This window comes from Pseudomonas sp. NPDC087612 (assembly GCF_044743505.1).
Lineage (GTDB): Bacteria > Pseudomonadota > Gammaproteobacteria > Pseudomonadales > Pseudomonadaceae > Aquipseudomonas.
In genome coordinates this window covers 92,022-112,892 of the sequence record NZ_JBIUWO010000010.1, presented here as the reverse complement: position 1 = coordinate 112,892, position 20,871 = coordinate 92,022, and the positions used below count along the sequence as shown (strand labels likewise).

Here is a 20,871-nt window from a genome sequence, read left to right as displayed (position 1 = left end):
TGACAACATGAGCCTGCAACTGAGCTTTGCCCAGGCCAGCGCCAGCGGCCCCCGGGAGGAAAACCAGGACGCCCTGCGCCTGGTCACCCCCAACCCGGAACTGGCCGCCAGCAAAGGCTACCTGTTCGCCCTCGCCGACGGCGTCAGCCAGTGCGCCGATGGCGGCCTGGCGGCGCGGGCCAGCCTGCAGGCGCTGGCCCTGGACTATTACGCCACGCCGGCCACCTGGGGCGTGGCCCAGGCCCTGGACCGCCTGCTACTGGCGCAGAACCGCTGGCTGCGTGCCAATGGCGGCGGCCAGCCGCTGCTGACCACGCTGAGCGCACTGGTGCTGCGTGGTCGGCGTTTTACCCTGGCGCATGTCGGTGATTGCCGGATCTACCGCTGGGCCGCCGGGCAACTGCAGCGCATCAGCGAAGACCACGTCTGGGACCAACCCGGCATGCAGCACGTGCTCAAGCGCGCCCTGGGCCTGGACCAGCACCTGCAGGTCGACTACCTGGAGGGCGAGCTGCAGGCCGGTGAGTGTTTCCTGCTGCTCAGCGACGGCGTCTGGGCCAGCCTCAGCGAAGCGCAGATTCGCGCGGTGCTGCGCGAGCAGATCGACCTGCAGGACGCCGCCCAGACCCTGGTCAGCTCGGCTCACTACTGCGGCAGCCAGGACAATGCCAGCGCCCTGCTGGTGCGGGTCGAACAACTGGGTGCGAGCAACCTCGGTGATTCGCTGGCGCAATTGCAGCAATGGCCACTGCCGCCCGCCCTGCGCAGCGGGCAGACAATCGACGGCTGGCAGGTCGAGCGGGCGCTTGGCCACAGCCGCCAATCCTTGCTGTATCGCGTGCGCGACCCGCAGCAACAGGCATGGCTGCTGAAAACCCTGCCGGCCGAACGCAAAGATGAACCCGGCGCGCAGCAAGGCCTGCTGCTTGAAGAGTGGTTCCTGCGCCGGGTGGCCGGGCGCTACTTCCCCGAAGTGCACCCGGCCAGCCAGCGCCAGCACCTGTATTACCTGATGCGCGAGTACTCCGGGCAAACCCTGGCGCAACGGTTCGCCGCCAGCGGCCCCCTGCCGTTGGCGCAATGGCAGGCGCTGGCCCGGCAACTGTTGCAGGCGGTAGGCGCGCTGCACCGACGCAACATCCTCCATCGCGACATCAAGCCCGAAAACCTGCTCCTGGGCGATGACGGCCAGCTGCGCCTGCTGGATTTCGGCCTGGCGTTCTGCCCGGGGCTTTCCGAGGACCGCGCCCATGAGCTGCCAGGCACGCCCTCGTTTATTGCGCCGGAAGCCTTCGACGCCGAGCCGCCCAGCCCGCAACAGGACCTCTACAGCGTGGCGGTAACGCTGTACTACTTGCTCACCGGACATTACCCCTATGGCGAAATCGAAGCCTTCCAGCGCCCGCGCTTCACCCAGGCGATCAGCGCCGCCCGCTATCGCCCGGACCTGCCCGAATGGCTCGAGCACAACCTCGCTCAGGCACTGCTCGCCGACCCACGGCAACGCTTTGAAACCGCCGAGCAATGGCTGTTGCTGCTTGAACAGGGCGACCGCCAGGCGCTCAGCGTGCGCCCGCGGCCGCTGCTTGAGCGCGAGCCGCTGAAAGTCTGGCGCACCCTGGCGCTGCTGTCCCTGCTGCTTAACCTGATCCTGCTGATCAGCCTGCTAAAAGGCTGACAGCCCCTATGCCGATGAGGAAAACCCGATGCATGCGAAAGTCTGGCTGATTGGTGCAGGCCCCGGTGATCCGGAGCTGCTGACCCTCAAGGCGGTACGCGCCCTGGGGGAAGCCGAAGTGGTGCTGATCGACGACCTGGTCAACCCGCACATTCTTCAACACTGCCCGCAGGCGCGGGTGGTTGCCGTGGGTAAGCGCGGCGGATGCCGCTCCACGCCGCAAGCCTTCATTCAGCGCCTGATGCTGCGCTATGCCCGTCAGGGCCGCTGCGTAGCGCGGCTCAAGGGTGGTGACCCGTGCATCTTTGGCCGCGGCGGCGAAGAGACGGCCTGGTTGCAGGCTCATGGCGTCGAAACCGAGCTGGTCAATGGCATTACCGCAGGCTTGGCCGGCGCGACCCAATGCGGTATCTCGCTGACCTTGCGCGGCGTCAGCCGTGGCGTGACCCTGGTCACCGCCCACACTCAGGATGACAGCCCGTTGAACTGGCAGGCGCTGGCCCAGGGCGGAACTACCCTGGTGGTGTACATGGGCGTGAGCAAGCTGGAGGACGTGCAGCAGGGCTTGCTGGCAGGTGGCCTGGCGGCGCAGACGCCGGTGGCCATGATCGAGAATGCCTCGCTGCCTCAGCAGCGCGAGCAACGCAGCACGCTGGCGCAGCTGTGCCAGGACGCCGCCCGCTTCAAGCTGTGCAGCCCGGCGATTGTGGTGATCGGCGAGGTGGCAGCAGCGCACAGCGCAGTGCTGCAGCAACTGACAGCCTGAATCGCAGGCAAAGAAAAGCCCGGCCTAGGCCGGGCTTTTCAGTAGCGCCTGGACCAATTACTTGGCTTGGGCTTCTACTTGTGCTTCTACGCGACGGTTAACAGCGCGACCAGCGTCGGTGGCGTTGTCAGCAACCGGACGGGTTTCACCGTAGCCAACCGACTCAACGCGGTTCGACTCAACACCGTACTGGTTGGTCAGAACTTGCTTAACGGCGTTTGCACGACGCTCAGACAGTTTCTGGTTGTAAGCGTCAGGACCGACGGAGTCAGTGTGACCTTCAACAGTGGTGGTGGTCTGTGGGTACTGCTTCATGAAGTCAGCCAGGTTCTTGATGTCGCCGTAGCTGTTTGGCTTGACGACCGACTTGTCGAAGTCGAACTTGACGTCCAGCTCAACACGGACGACTTCAGCAACAGCTGGGCAGCCATCAGCGTCAACGGTAACGTTGGCTGGGGTGTCAGGGCACTTGTCGACGTTGTCGCAGACGCCATCGTTGTCGCTGTCGGAGCAGACTTCAGCGACTGGAGCAGGAGCGGCTTCAACCTTGCCACCGCTACCACCGAAGTTCAGACCCAGACCAACGGTCGGACCCCACTCGGTGTTGCCGTTGTCGATGTTGTACATGGCTTCAACGCCAGCACGGGCGAAGAACATGTCGGTGATGTACCACTTGGCGCCAGCGCCAACGTTGGCGAAGGTGGAGTGGTCACGGCCGTTACGGGTAGCTTGACCCAGGCTTTCGTGAGCGAAACCAGCCGAAACGTATGGACGCAGAGCGTCGCCGACGGTACCGAAGTGGTAGGTAGCGTCCAGCTTGGCCTTGGAACCTTTGATGTCTTTGTTGAAGACTTCGCCACGAGCGTTGTGAGTCTCGTTGTAGCCCAGGTCCAGGGACAGGTCGTCGGTCAGGAAGTAACCGAGGCGAACACCAGGATTGGTGCCGTCGTTCTTGAAGTTACGTTCGCTGTCGTAGTACTGCTTGGTGACGTTGCCTTCAATTTCGACTGCGCCTTGGCCTTGTGCCAGAGCGCCGAAGGAAGTTGCGGCTACAAGAGAACCAATGGCCAAGCCCAAGGTGTTTTTCAATTTCATCCGTTAAATCCCCATCTGGTGATAGTTAAGCAGTCCCACCAACATCCGGGGGACAACTCGACGGCAAGTCTAGCAGAACTTGCCGGTACGTTAGAGATATTTGCGCGCTACTAAGTTTCAGCAAGGCCCGCAAATTTCTCACGTAGCTTGTCAAGCGCACGCTTGTACCGCATTTTCGTTGCGCTCAGGCCCATGTGCATGATATCGGCGATTTCCTGAAATTCCAGTTCTGCGACAAATCGAAGCACCAGAATCTCGCGGTCAATCGGATTGACATGCACTAGCCATTTGTCCAGCCCGCCTTTCTCTTCCGGTTTTGGCGCCTTCTCTTCCGAGGCCTCCTCGAGTGGATCAAGACTCAAGGCATCCATCAGTCGACGTTTGCGCCGCTCCTTGCGATACTGGGTGATGCATTCGTTGTAGGTGATGCTGTAGAGCCATGTCTTGAACTTCGATTTGCCCTCGAAGTTCTTCAGCCCATAGAGCACCTTGAGCATCACCTCCTGACAGACATCGTCAGCATCCCGATCGTTCCCTAAATAACGTGCACAGACGTTAAAAAGGGTCCGTTGGTAGCGGCGCATGAGCTCCTCATACGCGCGAGTAACATGAAACAGCTCCTCATGCGAACGCGCCACCAACTCCTCATCAGTGAGCTCGCGGGGGTCGTAACGCATGGGCAGCGAGTGAACTTTATTCAAAACGGATCTGGCCGACAGTCAGGTCAATGTCGCCGCATACCCCTGCCTGGGGCATTTTTGCGGCGGCATACATTAGCAGGATTTGCCCGGTTAGCGGCTATTGACTCGCTGCTCAAGCAGAATCCGGTTGGACAACGACACTAGTTCGCCATCATCGGTCAGCAGGGTCGTCTTGACCGTGCCGATCTCTTCGATCTGCCCTTCGACCTCGCCAATCCGCACTTGTTGGCCCACTTGATACAGTTCACGCACGTAAATTCCGGCCAGGATCTGCCCGGCGATTTCCCGGCTGCCCAGGCCCATGGCCAGCGCTACGGCCAGACCAACGGTAATCAAACCGATGACGATCACATGGTTGAGCAGGTCGGTCTTGACCTCAAGCTGGCTGATTGCCACCGAGATACTGATGATAATCACCAGGCCCTGGGCAATACGCCCGACGCCTGCGGCATATTCCAGGCCGATGCCTTCAGCGGCGCCGCGTACCAGGCCATTGACCAGTTGTGCCAGCAACACACCGGCCAGCAGCACCAGCGCCGCACCGAATACCTTCGGCAGGTACAGGGCGAGCATGTCGAGGGTCGCCGAGACGCGCTCAAGGCCAAGGGATTCAGCGGCCGAAACCAGGAAAATCAGCAGCACGAACCAGTAGACGATCTTGCCGATCAGGGTCGAGATCGGCACCTGGATGCCGACCCGGCTGAGCATCTTGGTCAGGCCGGTGCCGCCCATCAGGCGATCCAGGCCGAGCTTGGCCAGCAATTTCGACAACAGGGTGTCGAGCAGCTTGGCCACGACGAAACCGAGCAGCACCACAACCAGGGCGCCGAACAGGTTGGGGATGAAGTTCGCCACTTTGGTCCACAGCGCTGTCATCGCGGTGACCAGGCTCTGGGTCCAGAGATCAAGTTCCATATTCAATCGGCCTTATCAGCTTTACGGGCGGTAGCGTTACGGCGCACCGGCGCGACATGCGCCGAGCCATTGTTCACGGCAATCATCAGCGCCTGGCTCCAGCGGCCCAGCAGGCTGAACAGATCGCCCGCGCCAACCTGGCGGTTGGCGGTTTTCAGGACCCGGCCCAGGCAGGCGTCGTCGTCGCGGTCCTGACCGGACGGCGATGCCTTGAGCAGGTCTCGCAGGGATTCTTCAAACGGATCGTGCATAGGCACCTCGCGCAATATCTGTCAAAGACGAGGTCGCCAGACAACGGGTCACATGAACCGCCCAGGCAGTTTGTGACTGCATGTTCACAGATTTCATCTTCACACCCAGCGCAGGCGGCGGAACAGCCACCATTGCCCCAACGCCAGGGCCAGTACCAGCAGGCTGGCGAACAGAAAGCCGTAGGGGCTGTCGGAGCCGGGAATGCCGCCGACGTTGATGCCCAGAAGCCCGGTGACGAAACTCATGGGCAGGAAGATGCAGGTGATGATACCGAAGCGGTACATGGTCCGGTTCATCCGCTCGCTGCGGCGCCGGTCCTCGCTCTCGAGCACCAGGGCGGCGCGCTCACGGGTGAGATCCAGCTCTTCGAGGTAGCGGGTCAGGCTGTTGTTGAGCTCGTTCCAGTAGTCGGCATCGTCGGCGGCGAACCAGCTCCACTTGTTGCGCGCCAGTTGTGCGTAGATTTCCCGCTGCGGGTTGAGAAAGCGCCGCAGCCCCGCCGCACGCCGGCGGATCTGTTGCAGGCTGCCCTGGTCCGGGGCATAGCGCTTGTCGGCTTCAAGCTGCTCTTCTTCGCCGTCAACCACTTCCGAGAGGTCGCTGATCAGCGCCTGGACCTTCTCGGTCAGCAGTTGGGCCATGCTCAGCAGCAGCTCGGAGGCGGTCTTCGGCCCTCGATTTTCGGCCAGTTGCTGGAGCAGCTCGTCACTGGCGCGCAACGGCCGCAGGCGCAGCGAGATCACCCGCTGGGCCTCGGCGAAGATGCGCACCGAGACCATGTCTTCGGGTTCAGCGCCAGGGTTTAAGTTGACCCCGCGCAAAAACAGCAGCATCTGCGCATCCGGCAGGGGCAGCAGGCGTGGACGGGTGTTTTCTTCCAGCAACAGGTCGCAGGCAAACTCGTTCAGGCCGCTGTCGTGGCGCAACCAGGTGCGGGTCTGCGGGTGGCTGCGGTCCCAGTGCAGCCACAGGCTTTCCTGGGGCTGCAACGCAAGGGCGTCCAGTTCAGTTCGGGCGATCGCACGGGCACCGCCTTTTCCATCCAGCACCAGGGCATGCACCAGCCCCCATTGCGCGTTTTCTTCCTCGAACATCCCTACCCCACTGACCGGTTTCAGAGCTTTACTCAGGCATTTTCAACGGGCTTGGCGAGACGATCACGCCATTGTTGTCGGCGTAGATGTATTCGCCCGGACGGAAGGTCACGCCGGCAAAGGTCACGGGGATGTTGAGTTCGCCAACACCGCGGCGTACCGATTTGAGCGGGTGGCTGGCCAGGGCCTGGACGCCGACGTCGGTCTGCGCCAGGACATCGACATCACGCACGCATCCGTAGATCACCAGGCCTTGCCAGTGATTCTTCGCCGCCTTTTCGGCGAGCATGTCGCCGAGCAGGGCATGGCGCAGCGAACCACCGCCATCGACCACCAGGACCTTGCCGGTGCCATCGAGCTCGACCTGCTCTTTTACCCGCGAGTTGTCCTCGAAGCACTTGATGGTGACGATCTCACCCCCGAAGGAGTCGCGGCCGCCGAAGTTGCTGAACATCGGCTCCAGCACCTGCACCAGTTCCGGGTAGGCGTCGCACAGATCGGGGGTGATGTAATGCATGGGAAACTCCTGTCGATTATCGAGACGATGAATGTCGCAGTTTCACTCAGTGAACGAGGCCCGGCGATGCGGCTTTAGGCCCAAGGCTACACGTCACTGCCGTTGCGGTCACCTTGGGCAAGGAATCAGCGAACAGATGTTCGCTGAAAAACCCAAAAATGACCAAAACCTTCACAATCGTCATATCTTAACGGCATCAGCTCGCCGGCGAAACGGCCTGCGCCGCCTCCGGCAGCAACGCCGCCAGCGGATCCTGCAACCAACGCTCGACCAACGGCCAGACCTGCGCCTGCGCCGGCTTGCTGACCAGCATGTCGACATGACCAAAGTTGTCGAAGCCCTCCTCACGGCCCAGGCGGACAAACTGCTTGTGCTCGCTGCCCAGTTGCTCGAACAGCTTGCGACAGGCCCACACCGGGTCCTGGTGATCACCCGCGCCGGCCACCGCCAGCACCGGCACATCAACTTCGGCCAGCCCCGCCCACCAGTCGCGATCCTTGTCGCCAAAGCGGCCAAACAGACCGAACCAGCGCATGCTTTCCAGCGCCAGGCCAATCGGCTCGTCTTCCGGGCCGCGCTTGAGCCGCGAGCCGGAAATTTGCGCAAAGCGCTTGAGCAGCAGGCGCCCGCCCCACTCCACCGGCGGCAGCTTCAGTGGCCAGTAGGTTCGGCTGACCTGGGTACCGAAGAACGCCACGCTGGCCACCTGCTCGGCGCCCAGGTACTGGCCACCGAGGGCCGCCGCCAGGGTGGTACCGCCCAGCGAGTGACCGATCCAGTGCGCAGGCCTGCCGGCCTGCTCGCAGACGAACGCGGCAATTACCGGCAGGTCGTAACGGGCATAGTCAGCCACGCGGTTGTTGCGATAGCCATGGTTGCGCGGCGACAGGCCGTGACCGCGCATCTCCGGGATCCACACATCGAAACCGGCGCGCGCCAGGTAGGCGCCCAGGCCAATGCCCCGGGGCGAATACCAGAAGCGCCGGTTGGAAAAGCTGCCGTGCAGCAGAATGACCGGGGTGCCACGCACCTCGGCTTGATCGGCCATGCCCAGGCGGGTGAGCGCCAGCTCGACGCTGCGATCCGGGCTGTTACCGGCTTTGATCCGGTACACGTCCTCGCTCAGGTCGCCACGGCGCTCGGCACTGAGCAAGGCCACGGGAAAAAGGGTACTGCTGCTTTGCATAGGGTTCTTGCACAAAAAAGGGCGAGATCCATCACTGGAACACGCCCTGGAATACGGTCGGAACCCTCACCGGCGTAACCGCCAGGTGAAGGCTCCGGTTCAGCGCATCAGTTCGCGGCCTGGCCTTCAGCCAGGAAGAACCAGGTCTCGAGGACCGAGTCCGGGTTCAGCGAGACGCTTTCGATGCCCTGTTCCATCAGCCATTTGGCCAGGTCCGGGTGGTCGGATGGGCCCTGGCCGCAGATGCCGATGTACTTGCCAGCCTTGTTACAGGCCTGGATGGCATTGGCCAGCAGCTTCTTGACGGCAGGGTTACGCTCGTCGAACAGGTGCGCAATGATCCCCGAGTCGCGGTCCAGGCCCAGTGTCAGCTGGGTCAGGTCGTTGGAGCCGATGGAGAAGCCATCGAAGTACTCGAGGAACTCTTCGGCGAGGATGGCGTTGGACGGCAGTTCGCACATCATGATCACGCGCAGGCCGTTGTCACCGCGGGCCAGGCCGTTTTCGGCAAGCAGGTCGACAACCTGGCTGGCCTCGCCCAGGGTGCGCACGAACGGCACCATGATCTCGACGTTGGTCAGGCCCATCTCGTTGCGCACGCGCTTGAGGGCGCGGCACTCGAGCTCGAAGCAGTCACGGAAGGTTTCGCTGATGTAGCGCGAAGCACCGCGGAAACCCAGCATCGGGTTTTCTTCTTCCGGCTCGTAGAGCTTGCCGCCGATCAGGTTGGCGTATTCGTTGGACTTGAAGTCCGACAGGCGCACGATGACCTTCTTCGGCCAGAACGCCGCCGCCAGGGTGCTGATGCCCTCGACCAGTTTCTCGACGTAGAAGCCGACCGGGTCGTTGTAGCCGGCAATGCGCTTGTCGACGCTCTCTTTGAGCTCGGCAGGCAGGCCTGCGTAGTTGAGCAGCGCCTTGGGGTGCACGCCGATCATGCGGTTGATGATGAATTCCAGGCGCGCCAGGCCGACACCGGCGTTGGGCAGCTGGGCAAAATCAAAGGCGCGGTCCGGGTTGCCGACGTTCATCATGATCTTGAACGGCAGCTCCGGCATGGCGTCGACGGAGTTCTTGCGCACGTCAAAGCCCAGCTCACCTTCGAAGATGAAACCGGTATCGCCTTCGGCGCACGACACGGTCACGCCCTGGCCATCCTTGAGCAGCTGGGTGGCGTTGCCGCAACCCACCACCGCCGGAATACCCAGTTCACGGGCAATGATCGCCGCGTGGCAGGTACGCCCGCCACGGTTGGTGACGATGGCGCTGGCGCGCTTCATCACCGGTTCCCAGTCCGGGTCGGTCATGTCCGAAACCAGTACGTCGCCGGGCTGGACCTTGTCCATCTCCGAGACGTCCTTGATGATCCGCACCTTGCCGGCGCCGATGCGCTGGCCGATGGCGCGGCCTTCGACCAGCACGGTGCCGGTCTCTTTGAGCAAGTAACGCTCCATGACGTTGGCCTGGGCGCGGCTTTTCACGGTTTCAGGGCGGGCCTGAACGATGTACAGCTTGCCGTCGTCACCGTCCTTGGCCCATTCGATGTCCATCGGGCACTTGTAGTGCTTCTCGATGATCATCGCCTGCTTGGCCAGCTCGCTGACTTCGGCGTCGCTCAGGCAGAAACGGGTGCGGTCGGCCTTGTCGACATCGACGGTCTTGACCGAGCGACCGGCCTTGGCTTCTTCGCCATAGACCATCTTGATCGCCTTGCTGCCCAGGTTGCGGCGCAGGATCGCCGGGCGGCCGGCTTCCAGGGTGCCCTTGTGCACGTAGAATTCGTCGGGGTTGACCGCGCCCTGAACGACGGTTTCACCCAGGCCATAGGCGCCGGTGATGAACACCACGTCTCGGAAACCCGACTCGGTGTCGAGGGTGAACATTACGCCGGCAGTGCCGGTTTCCGAGCGGACCATGCGCTGCACGCCGGCCGACAGGGCCACCAGCTTGTGGTCGAAGCCCTGGTGCACGCGGTAGGAAATGGCGCGGTCGTTGAACAGCGAGGCGAACACTTCCTTGGCGGCGCGGATGACGTTGTCGACGCCGCGGATGTTCAGGAAGGTTTCCTGCTGCCCGGCGAACGAGGCGTCCGGCAGGTCTTCGGCAGTGGCCGAGGAGCGCACGGCCACGGCCATGTTCGGGTTGCCCTGGGACATTTCGGCGAAGGCAGTGCGGATTTCGGCGTTCAGGCGCTCGGGGAACTCGGCCTCCATGATCCACTGGCGGATCTGCGCACCGGTCTTGGCCAGGGCGTTGACGTCGTCAACGTCCAGCGCGTCGAGGGCAGCGTGGATCTGGGCGTTCAGGCCGCTCTGCTCGAGAAAGTCACGATACGCCTGAGCCGTAGTGGCAAAGCCGCCGGGGACCGAGACACCGGCGCCCGCGAGGTTACTGATCATCTCGCCGAGGGATGCGTTCTTGCCCCCCACATGCTCTACATCATGGACGCCGAGCTTATCGAGGGAAACTACGTACTCTACCAAGGTGATCTCTCCACTAACTGTGTTGGAAAAGCTCAGGTCGCCCGCCTGCCAGCTCTGGCTTGGCCGGGCGCTTGTGGCCTGGACCTGGAAAATAAGTGAGAATGCCGAACGCAGTGTTCGGTAAACCGAACCTATCATATCCAAGATTCGTCACCAGCTTAAGGCCCAAGGCGCAAATGAAACGATCTGCTTTCTTTATCTCCGATGGCACCGGCATTACCGCCGAGACGCTGGGACAGAGTCTTCTAGCGCAGTTCGATACCATTGCGTTCAATAAATTCACGCGTCCGTACATCGACAGCGTAGAAAAAGCGCGGGTGATGGTACAACAAATCAATAGCGCCGCTGAGAAAGACGGTGTCCGTCCGATCATCTTCGACACCATCGTCAATCAGGATATCCGCGAGGTCCTCGCCACCTCCAACGGCTTCATGATCGACATCTTCTCGACCTTCCTGGCCCCGCTGGAACAGGAACTGACCGCCCATTCGTCCTATTCGGTGGGCAAATCCCACTCGATCGGCGGCAATTCCAACTATATGGAACGCATCGAGGCGGTCAACTTCGCTCTCGACAACGACGACGGCGCGCGCACCCACTACTACGACAAGGCCGACTTGATCCTGGTAGGCGTGTCGCGTTGCGGCAAGACCCCGACCTGCCTGTACATGGCCATGCAATTCGGCATCCGCGCGGCCAACTACCCGCTGACCGAAGATGACATGGAGCGCCTGCAACTGCCCCAGGCCCTGAAAAACCACCAGCACAAGCTGTTCGGCCTGACCATCGACCCCGACCGCCTGACCGCCATCCGCCACGAGCGCAAGCCCAACAGCCGCTACGCAAGCTTTGCCCAGTGCGAGTTCGAGGTACGTGAAGTGGAGAACCTGTTCCGCCGCGAGAACATTGCGCACATCAACTCCACGCATTTCTCCGTGGAAGAGATTGCGGCGAAGATTCTGGTCGAGAAAGGTGTAGAGCGAAGGTTCAAATAAAATTCACCTGCCTCATCGCGGGTCAAGCCCGCTCCCACAGGTACAGCACGATCCACCCTGTGGGAGCGGCGGTGCGGCGACCCGACTTGACCCGCGATGAGGCCGGGACAGGCACAAAAAAAACCCCGGCAAATGCCGGGGCTTTTTCATTTCAGCTCACGCTTAAGACGGCATCACCGTTGCCTGGCCACTCAGGGCCAGGTCCACCAGCTCGCGGTTGGCCACCGCGTACATGGCGTAGTCGGTGCCGGTAGCGGCACGCAGCTCGTCGAGCATGGCGCGCCAGCGCTCGACCATGACCCGGTGCTGATCCAGCCACAGGGCCACGCGGGCGTCCATGTCCTCGGGTGCGTCGATCATCTGCAGCACCGAGATGGTGATCGCCCGTTGCTGCAGGTCGATATCATCGCGGAAGGCTTCACGGGCCAGGGCCTGCCAGTTGTTTTCCACCGGCAGGTTGCTGATTTCCTGCAGGTACCAGGTCAGGTCCAGGGCGCTGCCAACGGCGAAGAAGGCCTTGGCCACTTCGGCCGGGTCCTGGCCGGTGACGTCGGAAGCCTCGATGATCGGCAACAGGGTGTACAGGTGCGTAGTGCCGGCCACCATGCGTGCCAGCAGCTCCGGCACGCCGGCTTCGACAAAGCCCTGGTAACGGGTCATCCAGCGCTCGCGGGTCGGCCCTTCCAGCAGTTCGTCAAGCTTGAGCCCCAAAGCAGCGATCTTCGGCCCGAAGTGCGCCACGTCACGCCCGGCATCCTGCTCGTTACGACGGCTGCGCAGGAACCAGCGGGTCGCACGGCGGCCCAGACGCATCAGCTCGTCCATCAGGGTCAACTGGATTTCAGCCGGGACCTGGTAGTCCAGCGCCTCGATCTGACGGAACCAGTGCGGCAGGTGGAAGATGTCGCGCACGATCACGTAGGCGCCAGCGACGTTCGCCGGGCTCATGCCGGTGGACTCTTTCAGGCGCTGAACGAAGGTGATGCCCATGTTGTTGACCAGATCGTTGGCGATCTGGGTGCTGACGATCTCGCGTTTCAGGCGATGGCGGCGCATGGCCTCGGCGAACTTGCTCACCAGCGACGGCGGGAACGCGGTTTCCATGTCGCGGGTCAGGTAGTCATCGTCCGGCACCAGCGACTTGAGCAGCTGCTCCTTGAGGTCGATCTTGCTGTACGAGATCAGCACCGACAGCTCGGCACGGGTCAGGCCCTGGCCGGCGGCCAGGCGCTCGGCCAGTTGCTCTTCGGTCGGCAGGAACTCGATGGCGCGGTCCAGCTTGCCACGGCCTTCAAGGTCGGCCATCAGGCGCTTGTATTCAGCGATGCGCTCCTTGGCCCGACGCGCAGCCAGCGACAGCGCCTGGGTCTGCTTGTAGTTGTTGCCCAGCACCAGGCCGGCCACTTCGTCGGTCATGCTGCCCAGCAGCTGGTTGCGCTGCTTCTCGGTCATGTCGCCAGCCTGCACCACTTCGTTGAGCAGGATCTTGATGTTGACCTCGTGGTCGGAGCAGTCCACGCCACCGGCGTTGTCGATGAAGTCGGTGTTGGTCGCGCCGCCGTTCAAGCCGAACTCGACCCGGCCAAGCTGGGTCATGCCGAGGTTGCCGCCCTCACCCACCACCTTGCAGCGCAGCTCGTTGCCGTCCACGCGCAGGGCGTCGTTGGCCTTGTCGCCGACGTCGGCGTGGCTTTCTTCACTGGACTTGACGTAGGTGCCGATACCGCCGTTCCACAGCAGGTCAACCGGCGCCTTGAGCAGTGCGTTGAGCAGCTCGGTCGGGGTCAGCTTGTCGGCTTCGATGGCGAAGCGCTCTTTCATCTGCGCGGTGATCGCGATGCTTTTCGCACTGCGCGGGAAGATCCCGCCGCCTTCGGACATGATGCTGGTGTCGTAGTCGCTCCAGGCCGAACGCGGCAGGTCGAACAGGCGCTGGCGCTCGGCGAAGCTGCTGGCCGGCTCCGGGTTCGGGTCGATGAAGATGTGCAGGTGGTTGAACGCCGCCACCAGTTGCAGCTTGTCGGACATCAGCAGGCCGTTGCCGAACACGTCACCGGCCATGTCGCCGACGCCGACCACGGTGATCGGGTCTTCCTGGACGTTGATGCCGCGCTCGCGGAAGTGACGCTGCACGCCAACCCAGGCGCCACGGGCGGTAATGCCCATTTTCTTGTGGTCGTAACCGGCCGAGCCACCGGAGGCGAACGCATCGCCGAGCCAGAAACCGTAGTCGATGGCAATGCCGTTGGCGATGTCGGAGAAGGTCGCGGTGCCTTTGTCGGCAGCCACCACCAGGTACGGGTCATCGTCGTCATGCCGGACGACGTTGGCCGGCGGCACCAGGGCGCCGTCCTTGAGGTTGTCGGTGATGTCCAGCAGGCCGGAAATGAAGATCCGGTAGCAGGCGATGCCTTCGGCCTGGATATCGTCGCGGCTACCGCCCAGCGGCAGGCGACGCGGCAGGAAACCGCCCTTGGCGCCGACCGGCACGATCACCGAGTTCTTCACCTGCTGGGCTTTTACCAGGCCCAGCACTTCGGTGCGGAAGTCTTCTTCACGGTCCGACCAGCGCAGGCCGCCGCGGGCAACGTTGCCAAAGCGCAGGTGCACACCCTCGACCCGTGGCGAGTAGACGAAGATCTCGAACTTCGGCACCGGCTTGGGCAGCTCGGGGATCAGCTTGGGGTTGAACTTGAAGCTGAAGTACGACTTGTTATGGCCCTGGGCATCGGTCTGGTAGAAGTTGGTGCGCAGGGTGGCCTTGATCAGGTCCAGGTAGCGACGCAGGATGCGGTCTTCGTTGAGCACCTGAACGTCGTCCAGGGCGGTGAGGATCGCTTGTTCCAGACGCTGCTGCTTGTCGTCGAGGTCTTCGCTGGTGAGCTTGCGCGCCAGGTAGAAGCGGGTCTTGAACAACCGGGTCAGCTCGCGGGCGATGTCGGTGTGGTTGTTCAGGGTGCTGGCGATGTAACCGAGGTCGAAGCCCAGGCGGATCTGCTTGAGGTAGCGGGCGTAGGCACGCAGCAGCGCCACGTCGCGCCATGGCAGGCCGGCGGTCAGCACCAGGCGGTTGAAGGCGTCGTTCTCGGCATCGCCATTGACGATGTGCACGAATGCATCCTGCAGGGTGTCGTTGAGCTGCTGGATGTCGAGGTTCAGGCCTTCGGCGGCGGTGAAGGCAAAGTCATGAATCCAGTACTCGCGGCCATTGGCATGGCGCAGGCGGTAGGGGAACTCGCCGAGCACGCGCAGACCGAGGTTTTCCAGGATCGGCAGCACATCTGAAAGCGCCAGCGGCGTATCGGCGTGGTACAGCTTGCAGTGCAGCTGCTGTTTGCCGGCCTGGGTCAGCGGCTGGTAGAAGCTCATGACCAGCGGCTTGCGCTCGGACAGGGTCAGCAGGTGCTGCATGTCGACCACCGCCGAATGGGCGGCGAAACGCTCGCGGTAACCGGCCGGGAAGCCTTTCGGGAAATCGGCCAGGACGTTGGTGCCCTGGGCTTCGCCGAAGCTTTCGACGGTCAGGCTGGCGTAGTCGTCCTGCCACGAACGGCAGGCCTGGATCACTTCGTTTTCCAGTTGCTGCGGGTCGATGTCGATGCGGTTTTTCGGGTCGACGCGCAGAATCAGCTGCACACGGGCCAGCACCGACTCGGAGAAGAAGGTCCAGAACTCGCAGTCGCTGGCCTTGAGGCGCTCCATCAGCACCTGCTGGATCTTCTGCCGCACTTCGGTGGAGTAGATATCACGCGGCACGTAGGCCAGGCAGTAGCAGAAGCGGCCGTACGGGTCCTTGCGCAGGAACACGCGGATCTTGTTGCGCTCCTGGATCTGCACGATCGACATGACGGTGCTGAACAGCTCGTCGACCGGGGTCTGGAACAGGTCGTCGCGCGGCAGCACTTCCAGGACCTGCGCCAGCTCCTTGCCCAGGTGGGCCTTGGGGTCGAAGTGCGAGCGGCGCTCGACTTCGGCGACCTTGCCACGGATGTAGGGGATCGCGCGCACGCTCTCGCCGTACACCGAGGAGGTGTACAGGCCCATGAAGCGGCATTCCTTGATGACCTTGCCGTCGGCATCCAGCTGGCGGATCGACACGTAGTCCGGGTAGGCCGGACGGTGCACGCGGCTTGGGTGCGCGGCCTTGGCGAAGGACAGCAGCAGCGGCTCTTGCAGGTAATTGACGGCGTAGTCTTCGATGCGCAGGTCTTCGGCGGTGAGACCGACGCGCAGCATGCGGGTCAGGCCGAGGAACGACTGCTCGTCGTATTGCAGCTGGCCGCCCTGGGCGTCGCCATGGACGACGAATTCTTCGTAGCCGAGGAAGGTGAAGTGGTTGCCCAGCAGCCACTCGAGGAACGCCTTGACCTCGGCCTTTTCATTTTGTGCCGGGGCGTAGGCGGTTTGTTCAACCAGCGCCACGACCTCGCGCAGCTTGGCTTTCATCGGCTCGAAATCGGCGACGGCGACACGCACTTCAGCCAGCACCTGCTCAAGCTCGCGGGTCAGCAGGTTGAGTTCGGCGGTGTTGGCGCAGCGGTCGATTTCCAGGTACATCAGCGATTCTTGCAGCACGCCTTCGCCCTGGGTGCCCTTGGGCAGGATTTCCAGCAGCTCGCCTTTCGGCCCGCGACGCACGCTTAGTACGGTGGTCTGCAGGGTGTGGATGCTGTAGCCGCGACGGTTGAGCTCGGTGCGTACCGAGTCGACCAGAAACGGCAGGTCATGGTGCAGGACTTCGACCGCGGTGTGGGTCGACTGCCAGCCATGACGCTCGTAATCGGGGTTGTAGACGCGAACCTGAGGCTGGGAGTGATCGAAACGCTCGATGATGCGCCAGGCAGAGAGGGTGCAACCGGCCAGGTCCGACATACGGCGCTGGGTGAGTTCGTCCAGAGAGATGATGCCGAAGAACTGCTCGGCGAACAGCGCCACTTGTGGCAGTGCCTGTTCGCTGATGTGCTGCGCCAGGGCCGCTTGCAGTTGATGCTGGAAGTCGGCTTTGCTGGCTGCGGTGAAAAACGCCATCTGTGGTACTCCGCTTGGGCTTTATTATTGAGTGAAGCGTCGCGCGCGTCCGCCGTTTACGGATCAACGATAGCCAACCCGTAGCAGGAGGACGGTAAAACCATAGAAACAGGCGCTCAAGGTGACCCGCAAGTCACATCTTCCCGCTCCACGGATGGGCATCTGCAAAAACGACTGCCAGCGCGGCTGTGTCTTTACGGGTGTCCATCGACAGCGCAGCTTAACGAGTGCCCGCCCGCCCCTGCTTGCGGTGCTGCGACATATTCGGTCATTGAGGTGCAACCGTACGTTTATCCACAGGCCGAAGACTGGCAGAATCGTGTTTCAACTTGTTATGGAAGGGCGAGATACCCACTCCTGACAGGTCATGCAGGGTAGGATTCGCAAAGCCCGCTGCCAGGAGCAAGAAGATCATGCTGTATCTCGACACTCCACTCTCCAAAGCCATCGTCAGCCTGTTTGAGCGCGCCTTACCCATGCTGCAAGGCAAACAGCCCGGAGCGTTGAAGATCTATGTATTTGGTGGCTGTGCATTGCACATCCTGACGAACGCCCGAGGGAGTGCTGACGTTGATGCCGAACTGATGGCAGCCGAACATCTTCTGATCGCAGAAGTCAAAGCTGTTTATCAGGCACCCGAAGACTTCGAAGTTGACGGAGAAGATTTTTCGGTGGTCTTTGACCAAGCCTTCAACAATGCGCTGTGCCCTCTGCACCAGGACTTTGAGGAGCGGGCAATTGCCTTGCCTGGCCAGGAGCTGTCGCCATTGCAGGTATTCATAGCCCACCCCATAGATCTGGCCATTTCCAAGCTGGGCCGCTTTACCGACCGCGACCATGAGGATATTTCCACACTGATCCAGGCCGGGAAGATCAAACTCGACGAATTTGATAGGATCGCGACACAAGCCATCGACTACTACCCTTGCGATAAAGGTACGGTGAGCAGTTACTTGAGGTTGATTCTCGATGAAGCAAAAAACATCGGCGATGACAGCTAAGCCAGTGTGCCCGCAGGATACTCTGGAGCGCTTCCTCGGGCTGTGCGCCACGCCATCCGATGCCAGGCTGTCGGATAACTTGCATAGCGTTTTTGATAAAGTCGTCGTCGAGGTAAGCAAGGCCCCTCTGGATCACCTTGACCAAGACGCAGCGACGCGCTTTGCCGTGGCGCTCTGGTACTTCAGTGATGCAATGACCGAGTCTCTCGAGCAGCGCCTTCAGCACCCCAGGCTTGCTCCGGTGCGAAAACGTCGCCTGTTGTACCTGGTGGACAGGCTGCGCAGATTTCCTGTACTGACACCGGAAAAAGCAGCGTTCATGAAGTCATTTGTCAATCAATGGCGTTGTTTGGCAACGACAGCGGACTCGCTGGCAATTCGCACGGCTGAAAAAGTTAACCGTTACGACAAGGTTGCGGTGACCTGGGGCCTTACCGAGGATGTCAGTGGCCTAATGAGCAAAGTGCTTGAGTACCAGACTCGGCATTTCGTCGATGCTCATGCTTTGCCAAGCGGCTACTCCGAATTGTGCTCCAGAAAAACAGCTTGAAATCGGCAGGCTCCACAGCCTGCCACGCTTATCACCCCTGCCAGTAAAATCGCAGCTCAACACTCGTAGATTTATTGCCAGGCCGAAGACTGGCAGAATCGTGTTTCAACTTATTGATCGAGCCGCTCATGCAATTCAAGACCGCCCTGCTCTTCGCCACCCCCTGCGATGATGAAGAAGACAACATGGCCACCCTGTGCTGCCACAGCGACAAGGGCCAGATGTTCCTCATGACGCGCTATCCGGACGAAGACACGGTGGACATCACCCTGGATGACGAGCCAAGCACCCTCGACGGCCTCAAGGTCAGCCTCAGCGTCGAGCGTTTGCTGATCGAAGTGGCGCCAGGCGATGCCGATGTGTTCAAAGGCGACGATCACCTGGAGATTACCCTGACCTCCGACGGCACCGACCTCGCCGAGGTCGAAGAAACCCTGCAGAACATCCTCAAGGGCACCGGCACCTACGTCAGCGAGCTGTAATCGCCCACGCGGTTTCTTGACAAGGAACCGCTGCAAAAGGCATTGTCTGACAACCTGATTAATGAGCCACCCCTCATGCTTGAGCTTCAGCGCCCCGACACCCTGGTCGAACGGGTTGTCGGCGCCATCCGCGCCGAAATCGATTCCGGTCGCCTGGCGGCCGAATCGCGCCTGCCCACCGAACAGCAACTGGCCGAGCAATTGAACGTCAGCCGCTCGGTGGTACGCGAGGCAGTGGCCCAGCTCAAGGCGGACGGGGTGCTGATCGCTCGCCGCGGCCTGGGTTCGTACATTTCGCAAACCCCGACCGGCACGGTCTTCCGCTTCCCTGCTGCGCAAGGCCGCAGCCCGGACCTGGTGCAGATGTTCGAAGTGCGCCTGTGGATCGAGACCCAGGCCGCCTCGGTAGCCGCCCAGCGCCGCGACGCCGCTGACCTGGCGCGCATGGGCAAGGCCCTGCAGGAGATGCTCGACAAGCGCAGCGAGTTTGCCGTAGCTGCCGCCGCTGACGTGGAGTTCCACCGGGCCATCGCCGAGGCCAGCAAGAACGATTATTTCGTCGCTTTCCATGATTTTCTGCGTGGCCAGCTGGCCGCAGCCCGTCGCACCGCCTGGGAAAACTCGGCGGCGCATTCGGTCGGCGGTTCGGCCGATGCCCATCGCGAGCACCAGGCGCTGTACCAGGCCATCGCCGATGGCGACCGGCTTGGCGCCGCAGCCTGCGCCGAAGCGCACCTGCGGGCCTCGGCCAAACGCCTGAAACTGGACCTGCCGAGTATCGACTGAACACCCTATAGAACGGGCGCTGCGGCATGGCGCCCTTTTGTTTGACCTACTTAGTCTGACAACCTGATAAGCAGACTCTCTGATAAGAACAAGCCAAGGTGACACCTGCATGATCTACGACTACTGCATCATCGGCGGCGGCATCGTCGGCCTCGCCACCGCCATGGCGCTGCTGGAACGCCAACCGGGCGCCTCCTTGCTGATCCTGGAAAAGGAAAGCAGCCTGGCCAAGCACCAGACCGGGCATAACAGCGGCGTGATTCACGCAGGCATCTACTACGCGCCGGGCAGCCTCAAGGCCGACCTGTGCAAGCGCGGCGCCCAGGCCACCAAAGCGTTCTGCAGCGAGCACCAGATCAAGTTCGAAGTCTGCGGCAAGTTGCTGGTGGCCTCGACGCCGCTGGAAGTCGAGCGCATGCGTGCCCTGTACGAGCGCTCGCAGCAGAACGGCCTGAAGGTCGAACAGCTGGATGCCAAGGAGCTGCAACGCCGCGAGCCGAACATCGTCGGCCTCGGCGGCCTGTTCCTCGATGCCACCGGGATTGTCGACTACCAGCAGGTCTGCGAAGCCATGGCCCGGGTCATCCAGCGATTCGGCGGCGAAGTGCAGCTGCAAACCACCGTGCGCGCTATTGTCGAAACCGCCGACAAGGTCACCATCAGCAGCGACGACAAGGTCTGGAGCGCCCGCCAGCTGGTGGCCTGTGCCGGCCTGCAATCGGACCGCCTGGCAACCATGGCCGGGGTCAAGATCGACCACCAGATCATCCCCTTCCGCGGCGAATACTTCCGCCTGCCTGCGGCCAAGAACGACATCGTCAACCACCTGATCTACCCGATCCCCGACCCGGAGCTGCCGTTTCTTGGCGTGCACCTGACGCGGATGATCGACGGCAGCGTTACCGTCGGGCCGAACGCGGTACTGGGGCTGGGCCGGGAAAACTACCGCAAGTTCTCGGTGAACTGGCGCGACGTTGCCGAATACGCGCGTTTTCCGGGGTTCTGGAAAACCATCTGGAACAACCTTGGTTCCGGCACCGCCGAGATGAAGAACTCGCTGTTCAAAGGCGGCTATCTGGAGCAATGCCGCAAGTACTGCCCGTCGCTGAATGTCGAAGACCTGCTGCCCTATGAGGCCGGGATCCGCGCCCAGGCGGTGATGCGCGACGGCACCCTGGTGCACGACTTCCTGTTCGCCGAGACGCCGCGCATGGTGCACGTCTGCAACGCGCCGTCACCGGCGGCCACCTCGGCCATCCCGATCGGCCAGATGATCGCCGAAAGGATCTTCAAGGCCCGCTGAATCCTGCTGCACACCTAACTACAAAGACAAAAAAGGAAC

Annotated in this window: 17 protein-coding genes; 8 read left to right on the top strand and 9 right to left on the bottom strand. The window is 62.1% G+C overall.

Translation table 11 applies throughout. The features are described from left to right. The first annotated feature begins 7 nt into the window (after window positions 1-7). Window positions 8-1,678 (top strand): protein kinase, encoded by a 1,671-nt coding sequence (locus ACIOVF_RS20920; RefSeq protein ID WP_401292188.1) that lies wholly within the window; start codon window positions 8-10, stop codon window positions 1,676-1,678. Between the two features lie 28 nt (window positions 1,679-1,706). After that, window positions 1,707-2,444, top strand: coding sequence for a uroporphyrinogen-III C-methyltransferase (cobA, locus tag ACIOVF_RS20915; RefSeq protein ID WP_401292185.1), 738 nt, complete (start codon window positions 1,707-1,709; stop codon window positions 2,442-2,444). 57 nt (window positions 2,445-2,501) lie between these two features. Here the strand turns inward: cobA and ACIOVF_RS20910 are convergent, their stop codons facing one another. The 8 genes from ACIOVF_RS20910 to ppsA form a co-directional block, all read right to left on the bottom strand. Beyond that, window positions 2,502-3,539, bottom strand: a complete 1,038-nt coding sequence (locus ACIOVF_RS20910) for an OmpA family protein (protein ID WP_045195013.1) — start codon at window positions 3,537-3,539, stop codon at window positions 2,502-2,504. A 110-nt stretch (window positions 3,540-3,649) separates the two neighbouring features. Further along, entirely contained in the window at window positions 3,650-4,216 is a 567-nt protein-coding gene (gene sigX / locus ACIOVF_RS20905; RefSeq protein ID WP_036990388.1) for an RNA polymerase sigma factor SigX, read from the bottom strand. A 114-nt stretch (window positions 4,217-4,330) separates the two neighbouring features. Then, entirely contained in the window at window positions 4,331-5,155 is an 825-nt protein-coding gene (locus tag ACIOVF_RS20900; RefSeq protein WP_038994250.1) for a mechanosensitive ion channel family protein, read from the bottom strand. Between the two features lie 2 nt (window positions 5,156-5,157). Further along, window positions 5,158-5,412 (bottom strand): CrfX protein, encoded by a 255-nt coding sequence (locus tag ACIOVF_RS20895; protein ID WP_371128640.1) that lies wholly within the window; start codon window positions 5,410-5,412, stop codon window positions 5,158-5,160. 93 nt (window positions 5,413-5,505) lie between these two features. Next, the gene (locus ACIOVF_RS20890) at window positions 5,506-6,501 is read right to left on the bottom strand and encodes a zinc transporter ZntB (RefSeq protein ID WP_045195019.1); all 996 of its coding nucleotides are present in this window, start codon (window positions 6,499-6,501) and stop codon (window positions 5,506-5,508) included. A gap of 28 nt (window positions 6,502-6,529) precedes the next feature. Then, window positions 6,530-7,018: a ribonuclease E activity regulator RraA gene (gene rraA, locus ACIOVF_RS20885; RefSeq protein ID WP_038994247.1), complete on the bottom strand. Its 489-nt coding sequence runs from the start codon at window positions 7,016-7,018 to the stop codon at window positions 6,530-6,532. A gap of 196 nt (window positions 7,019-7,214) precedes the next feature. After that, a complete protein-coding gene (locus tag ACIOVF_RS20880; protein WP_093380685.1) occupies window positions 7,215-8,204 on the bottom strand; it encodes an alpha/beta fold hydrolase in 990 nt (329 codons plus the stop codon). Window positions 8,205-8,311: 107 nt separating this feature from the next. Beyond that, a complete protein-coding gene (ppsA, locus tag ACIOVF_RS20875) occupies window positions 8,312-10,687 on the bottom strand; it encodes a phosphoenolpyruvate synthase (RefSeq protein ID WP_045195023.1) in 2,376 nt (791 codons plus the stop codon). A gap of 176 nt (window positions 10,688-10,863) precedes the next feature. Here ppsA and ACIOVF_RS20870 point away from each other — a divergent pair, with 176 nt between their 5' ends. Further along, window positions 10,864-11,682, top strand: coding sequence for a pyruvate, water dikinase regulatory protein (locus ACIOVF_RS20870; RefSeq protein WP_195884706.1), 819 nt, complete (start codon window positions 10,864-10,866; stop codon window positions 11,680-11,682). A 162-nt stretch (window positions 11,683-11,844) separates the two neighbouring features. Here the strand turns inward: ACIOVF_RS20870 and ACIOVF_RS20865 are convergent, their stop codons facing one another. Next, window positions 11,845-16,710 (bottom strand): NAD-glutamate dehydrogenase, encoded by a 4,866-nt coding sequence (locus tag ACIOVF_RS20865; RefSeq protein ID WP_045195028.1) that lies wholly within the window; start codon window positions 16,708-16,710, stop codon window positions 11,845-11,847. A gap of 413 nt (window positions 16,711-17,123) precedes the next feature. Here ACIOVF_RS20865 and ACIOVF_RS20860 point away from each other — a divergent pair, with 413 nt between their 5' ends. From ACIOVF_RS20860 to lhgO, 5 genes are all read left to right on the top strand, one after another. Beyond that, window positions 17,124-17,711 (top strand): DUF6036 family nucleotidyltransferase, encoded by a 588-nt coding sequence (locus ACIOVF_RS20860; protein WP_195884707.1) that lies wholly within the window; start codon window positions 17,124-17,126, stop codon window positions 17,709-17,711. Beyond that, complete coding sequence (locus ACIOVF_RS20855) at window positions 17,680-18,261, top strand: hypothetical protein (RefSeq protein ID WP_401292176.1); 582 nt, start codon at window positions 17,680-17,682, stop codon at window positions 18,259-18,261. The genes ACIOVF_RS20860 and ACIOVF_RS20855 overlap by 32 nt, the downstream gene beginning before the upstream one ends. Window positions 18,262-18,389: 128 nt before the next feature. Next, complete coding sequence (locus ACIOVF_RS20850) at window positions 18,390-18,743, top strand: hypothetical protein (RefSeq protein ID WP_401292173.1); 354 nt, start codon at window positions 18,390-18,392, stop codon at window positions 18,741-18,743. A 75-nt stretch (window positions 18,744-18,818) separates the two neighbouring features. Further along, window positions 18,819-19,529, top strand: a complete 711-nt coding sequence (locus ACIOVF_RS20845) for a FadR/GntR family transcriptional regulator (RefSeq protein ID WP_045195031.1) — start codon at window positions 18,819-18,821, stop codon at window positions 19,527-19,529. A gap of 109 nt (window positions 19,530-19,638) precedes the next feature. Then, window positions 19,639-20,832 (top strand): L-2-hydroxyglutarate oxidase, encoded by a 1,194-nt coding sequence (gene lhgO / locus ACIOVF_RS20840; RefSeq protein ID WP_195884709.1) that lies wholly within the window; start codon window positions 19,639-19,641, stop codon window positions 20,830-20,832. Window positions 20,833-20,871 lie beyond the last annotated feature (39 nt).

Coding starts and splice junctions, on each gene's coding strand:
- ACIOVF_RS20920 (WP_401292188.1), top strand. CDS start 8: ATGAGCCTGCAACTGAGCTTTGCCCAGGCCAGCGCCAGCGGCCCCCGG.
- cobA (WP_401292185.1), top strand. CDS start 1,707: ATGCATGCGAAAGTCTGGCTGATTGGTGCAGGCCCCGGTGATCCGGAG.
- ACIOVF_RS20910 (WP_045195013.1), bottom strand. CDS start 3,539: ATGAAATTGAAAAACACCTTGGGCTTGGCCATTGGTTCTCTTGTAGCC.
- sigX (WP_036990388.1), bottom strand. CDS start 4,216: ATGCGTTACGACCCCCGCGAGCTCACTGATGAGGAGTTGGTGGCGCGT.
- ACIOVF_RS20900 (WP_038994250.1), bottom strand. CDS start 5,155: ATGGAACTTGATCTCTGGACCCAGAGCCTGGTCACCGCGATGACAGCG.
- ACIOVF_RS20890 (WP_045195019.1), bottom strand. CDS start 6,501: ATGTTCGAGGAAGAAAACGCGCAATGGGGGCTGGTGCATGCCCTGGTG.
- rraA (WP_038994247.1), bottom strand. CDS start 7,018: ATGCATTACATCACCCCCGATCTGTGCGACGCCTACCCGGAACTGGTG.
- ACIOVF_RS20880 (WP_093380685.1), bottom strand. CDS start 8,204: ATGCAAAGCAGCAGTACCCTTTTTCCCGTGGCCTTGCTCAGTGCCGAG.
- ACIOVF_RS20870 (WP_195884706.1), top strand. CDS start 10,864: ATGAAACGATCTGCTTTCTTTATCTCCGATGGCACCGGCATTACCGCC.
- ACIOVF_RS20865 (WP_045195028.1), bottom strand. CDS start 16,710: ATGGCGTTTTTCACCGCAGCCAGCAAAGCCGACTTCCAGCATCAACTG.
- ACIOVF_RS20860 (WP_195884707.1), top strand. CDS start 17,124: ATGCTGTATCTCGACACTCCACTCTCCAAAGCCATCGTCAGCCTGTTT.
- ACIOVF_RS20855 (WP_401292176.1), top strand. CDS start 17,680: ATGAAGCAAAAAACATCGGCGATGACAGCTAAGCCAGTGTGCCCGCAG.
- ACIOVF_RS20850 (WP_401292173.1), top strand. CDS start 18,390: ATGCAATTCAAGACCGCCCTGCTCTTCGCCACCCCCTGCGATGATGAA.
- ACIOVF_RS20845 (WP_045195031.1), top strand. CDS start 18,819: ATGCTTGAGCTTCAGCGCCCCGACACCCTGGTCGAACGGGTTGTCGGC.
- lhgO (WP_195884709.1), top strand. CDS start 19,639: ATGATCTACGACTACTGCATCATCGGCGGCGGCATCGTCGGCCTCGCC.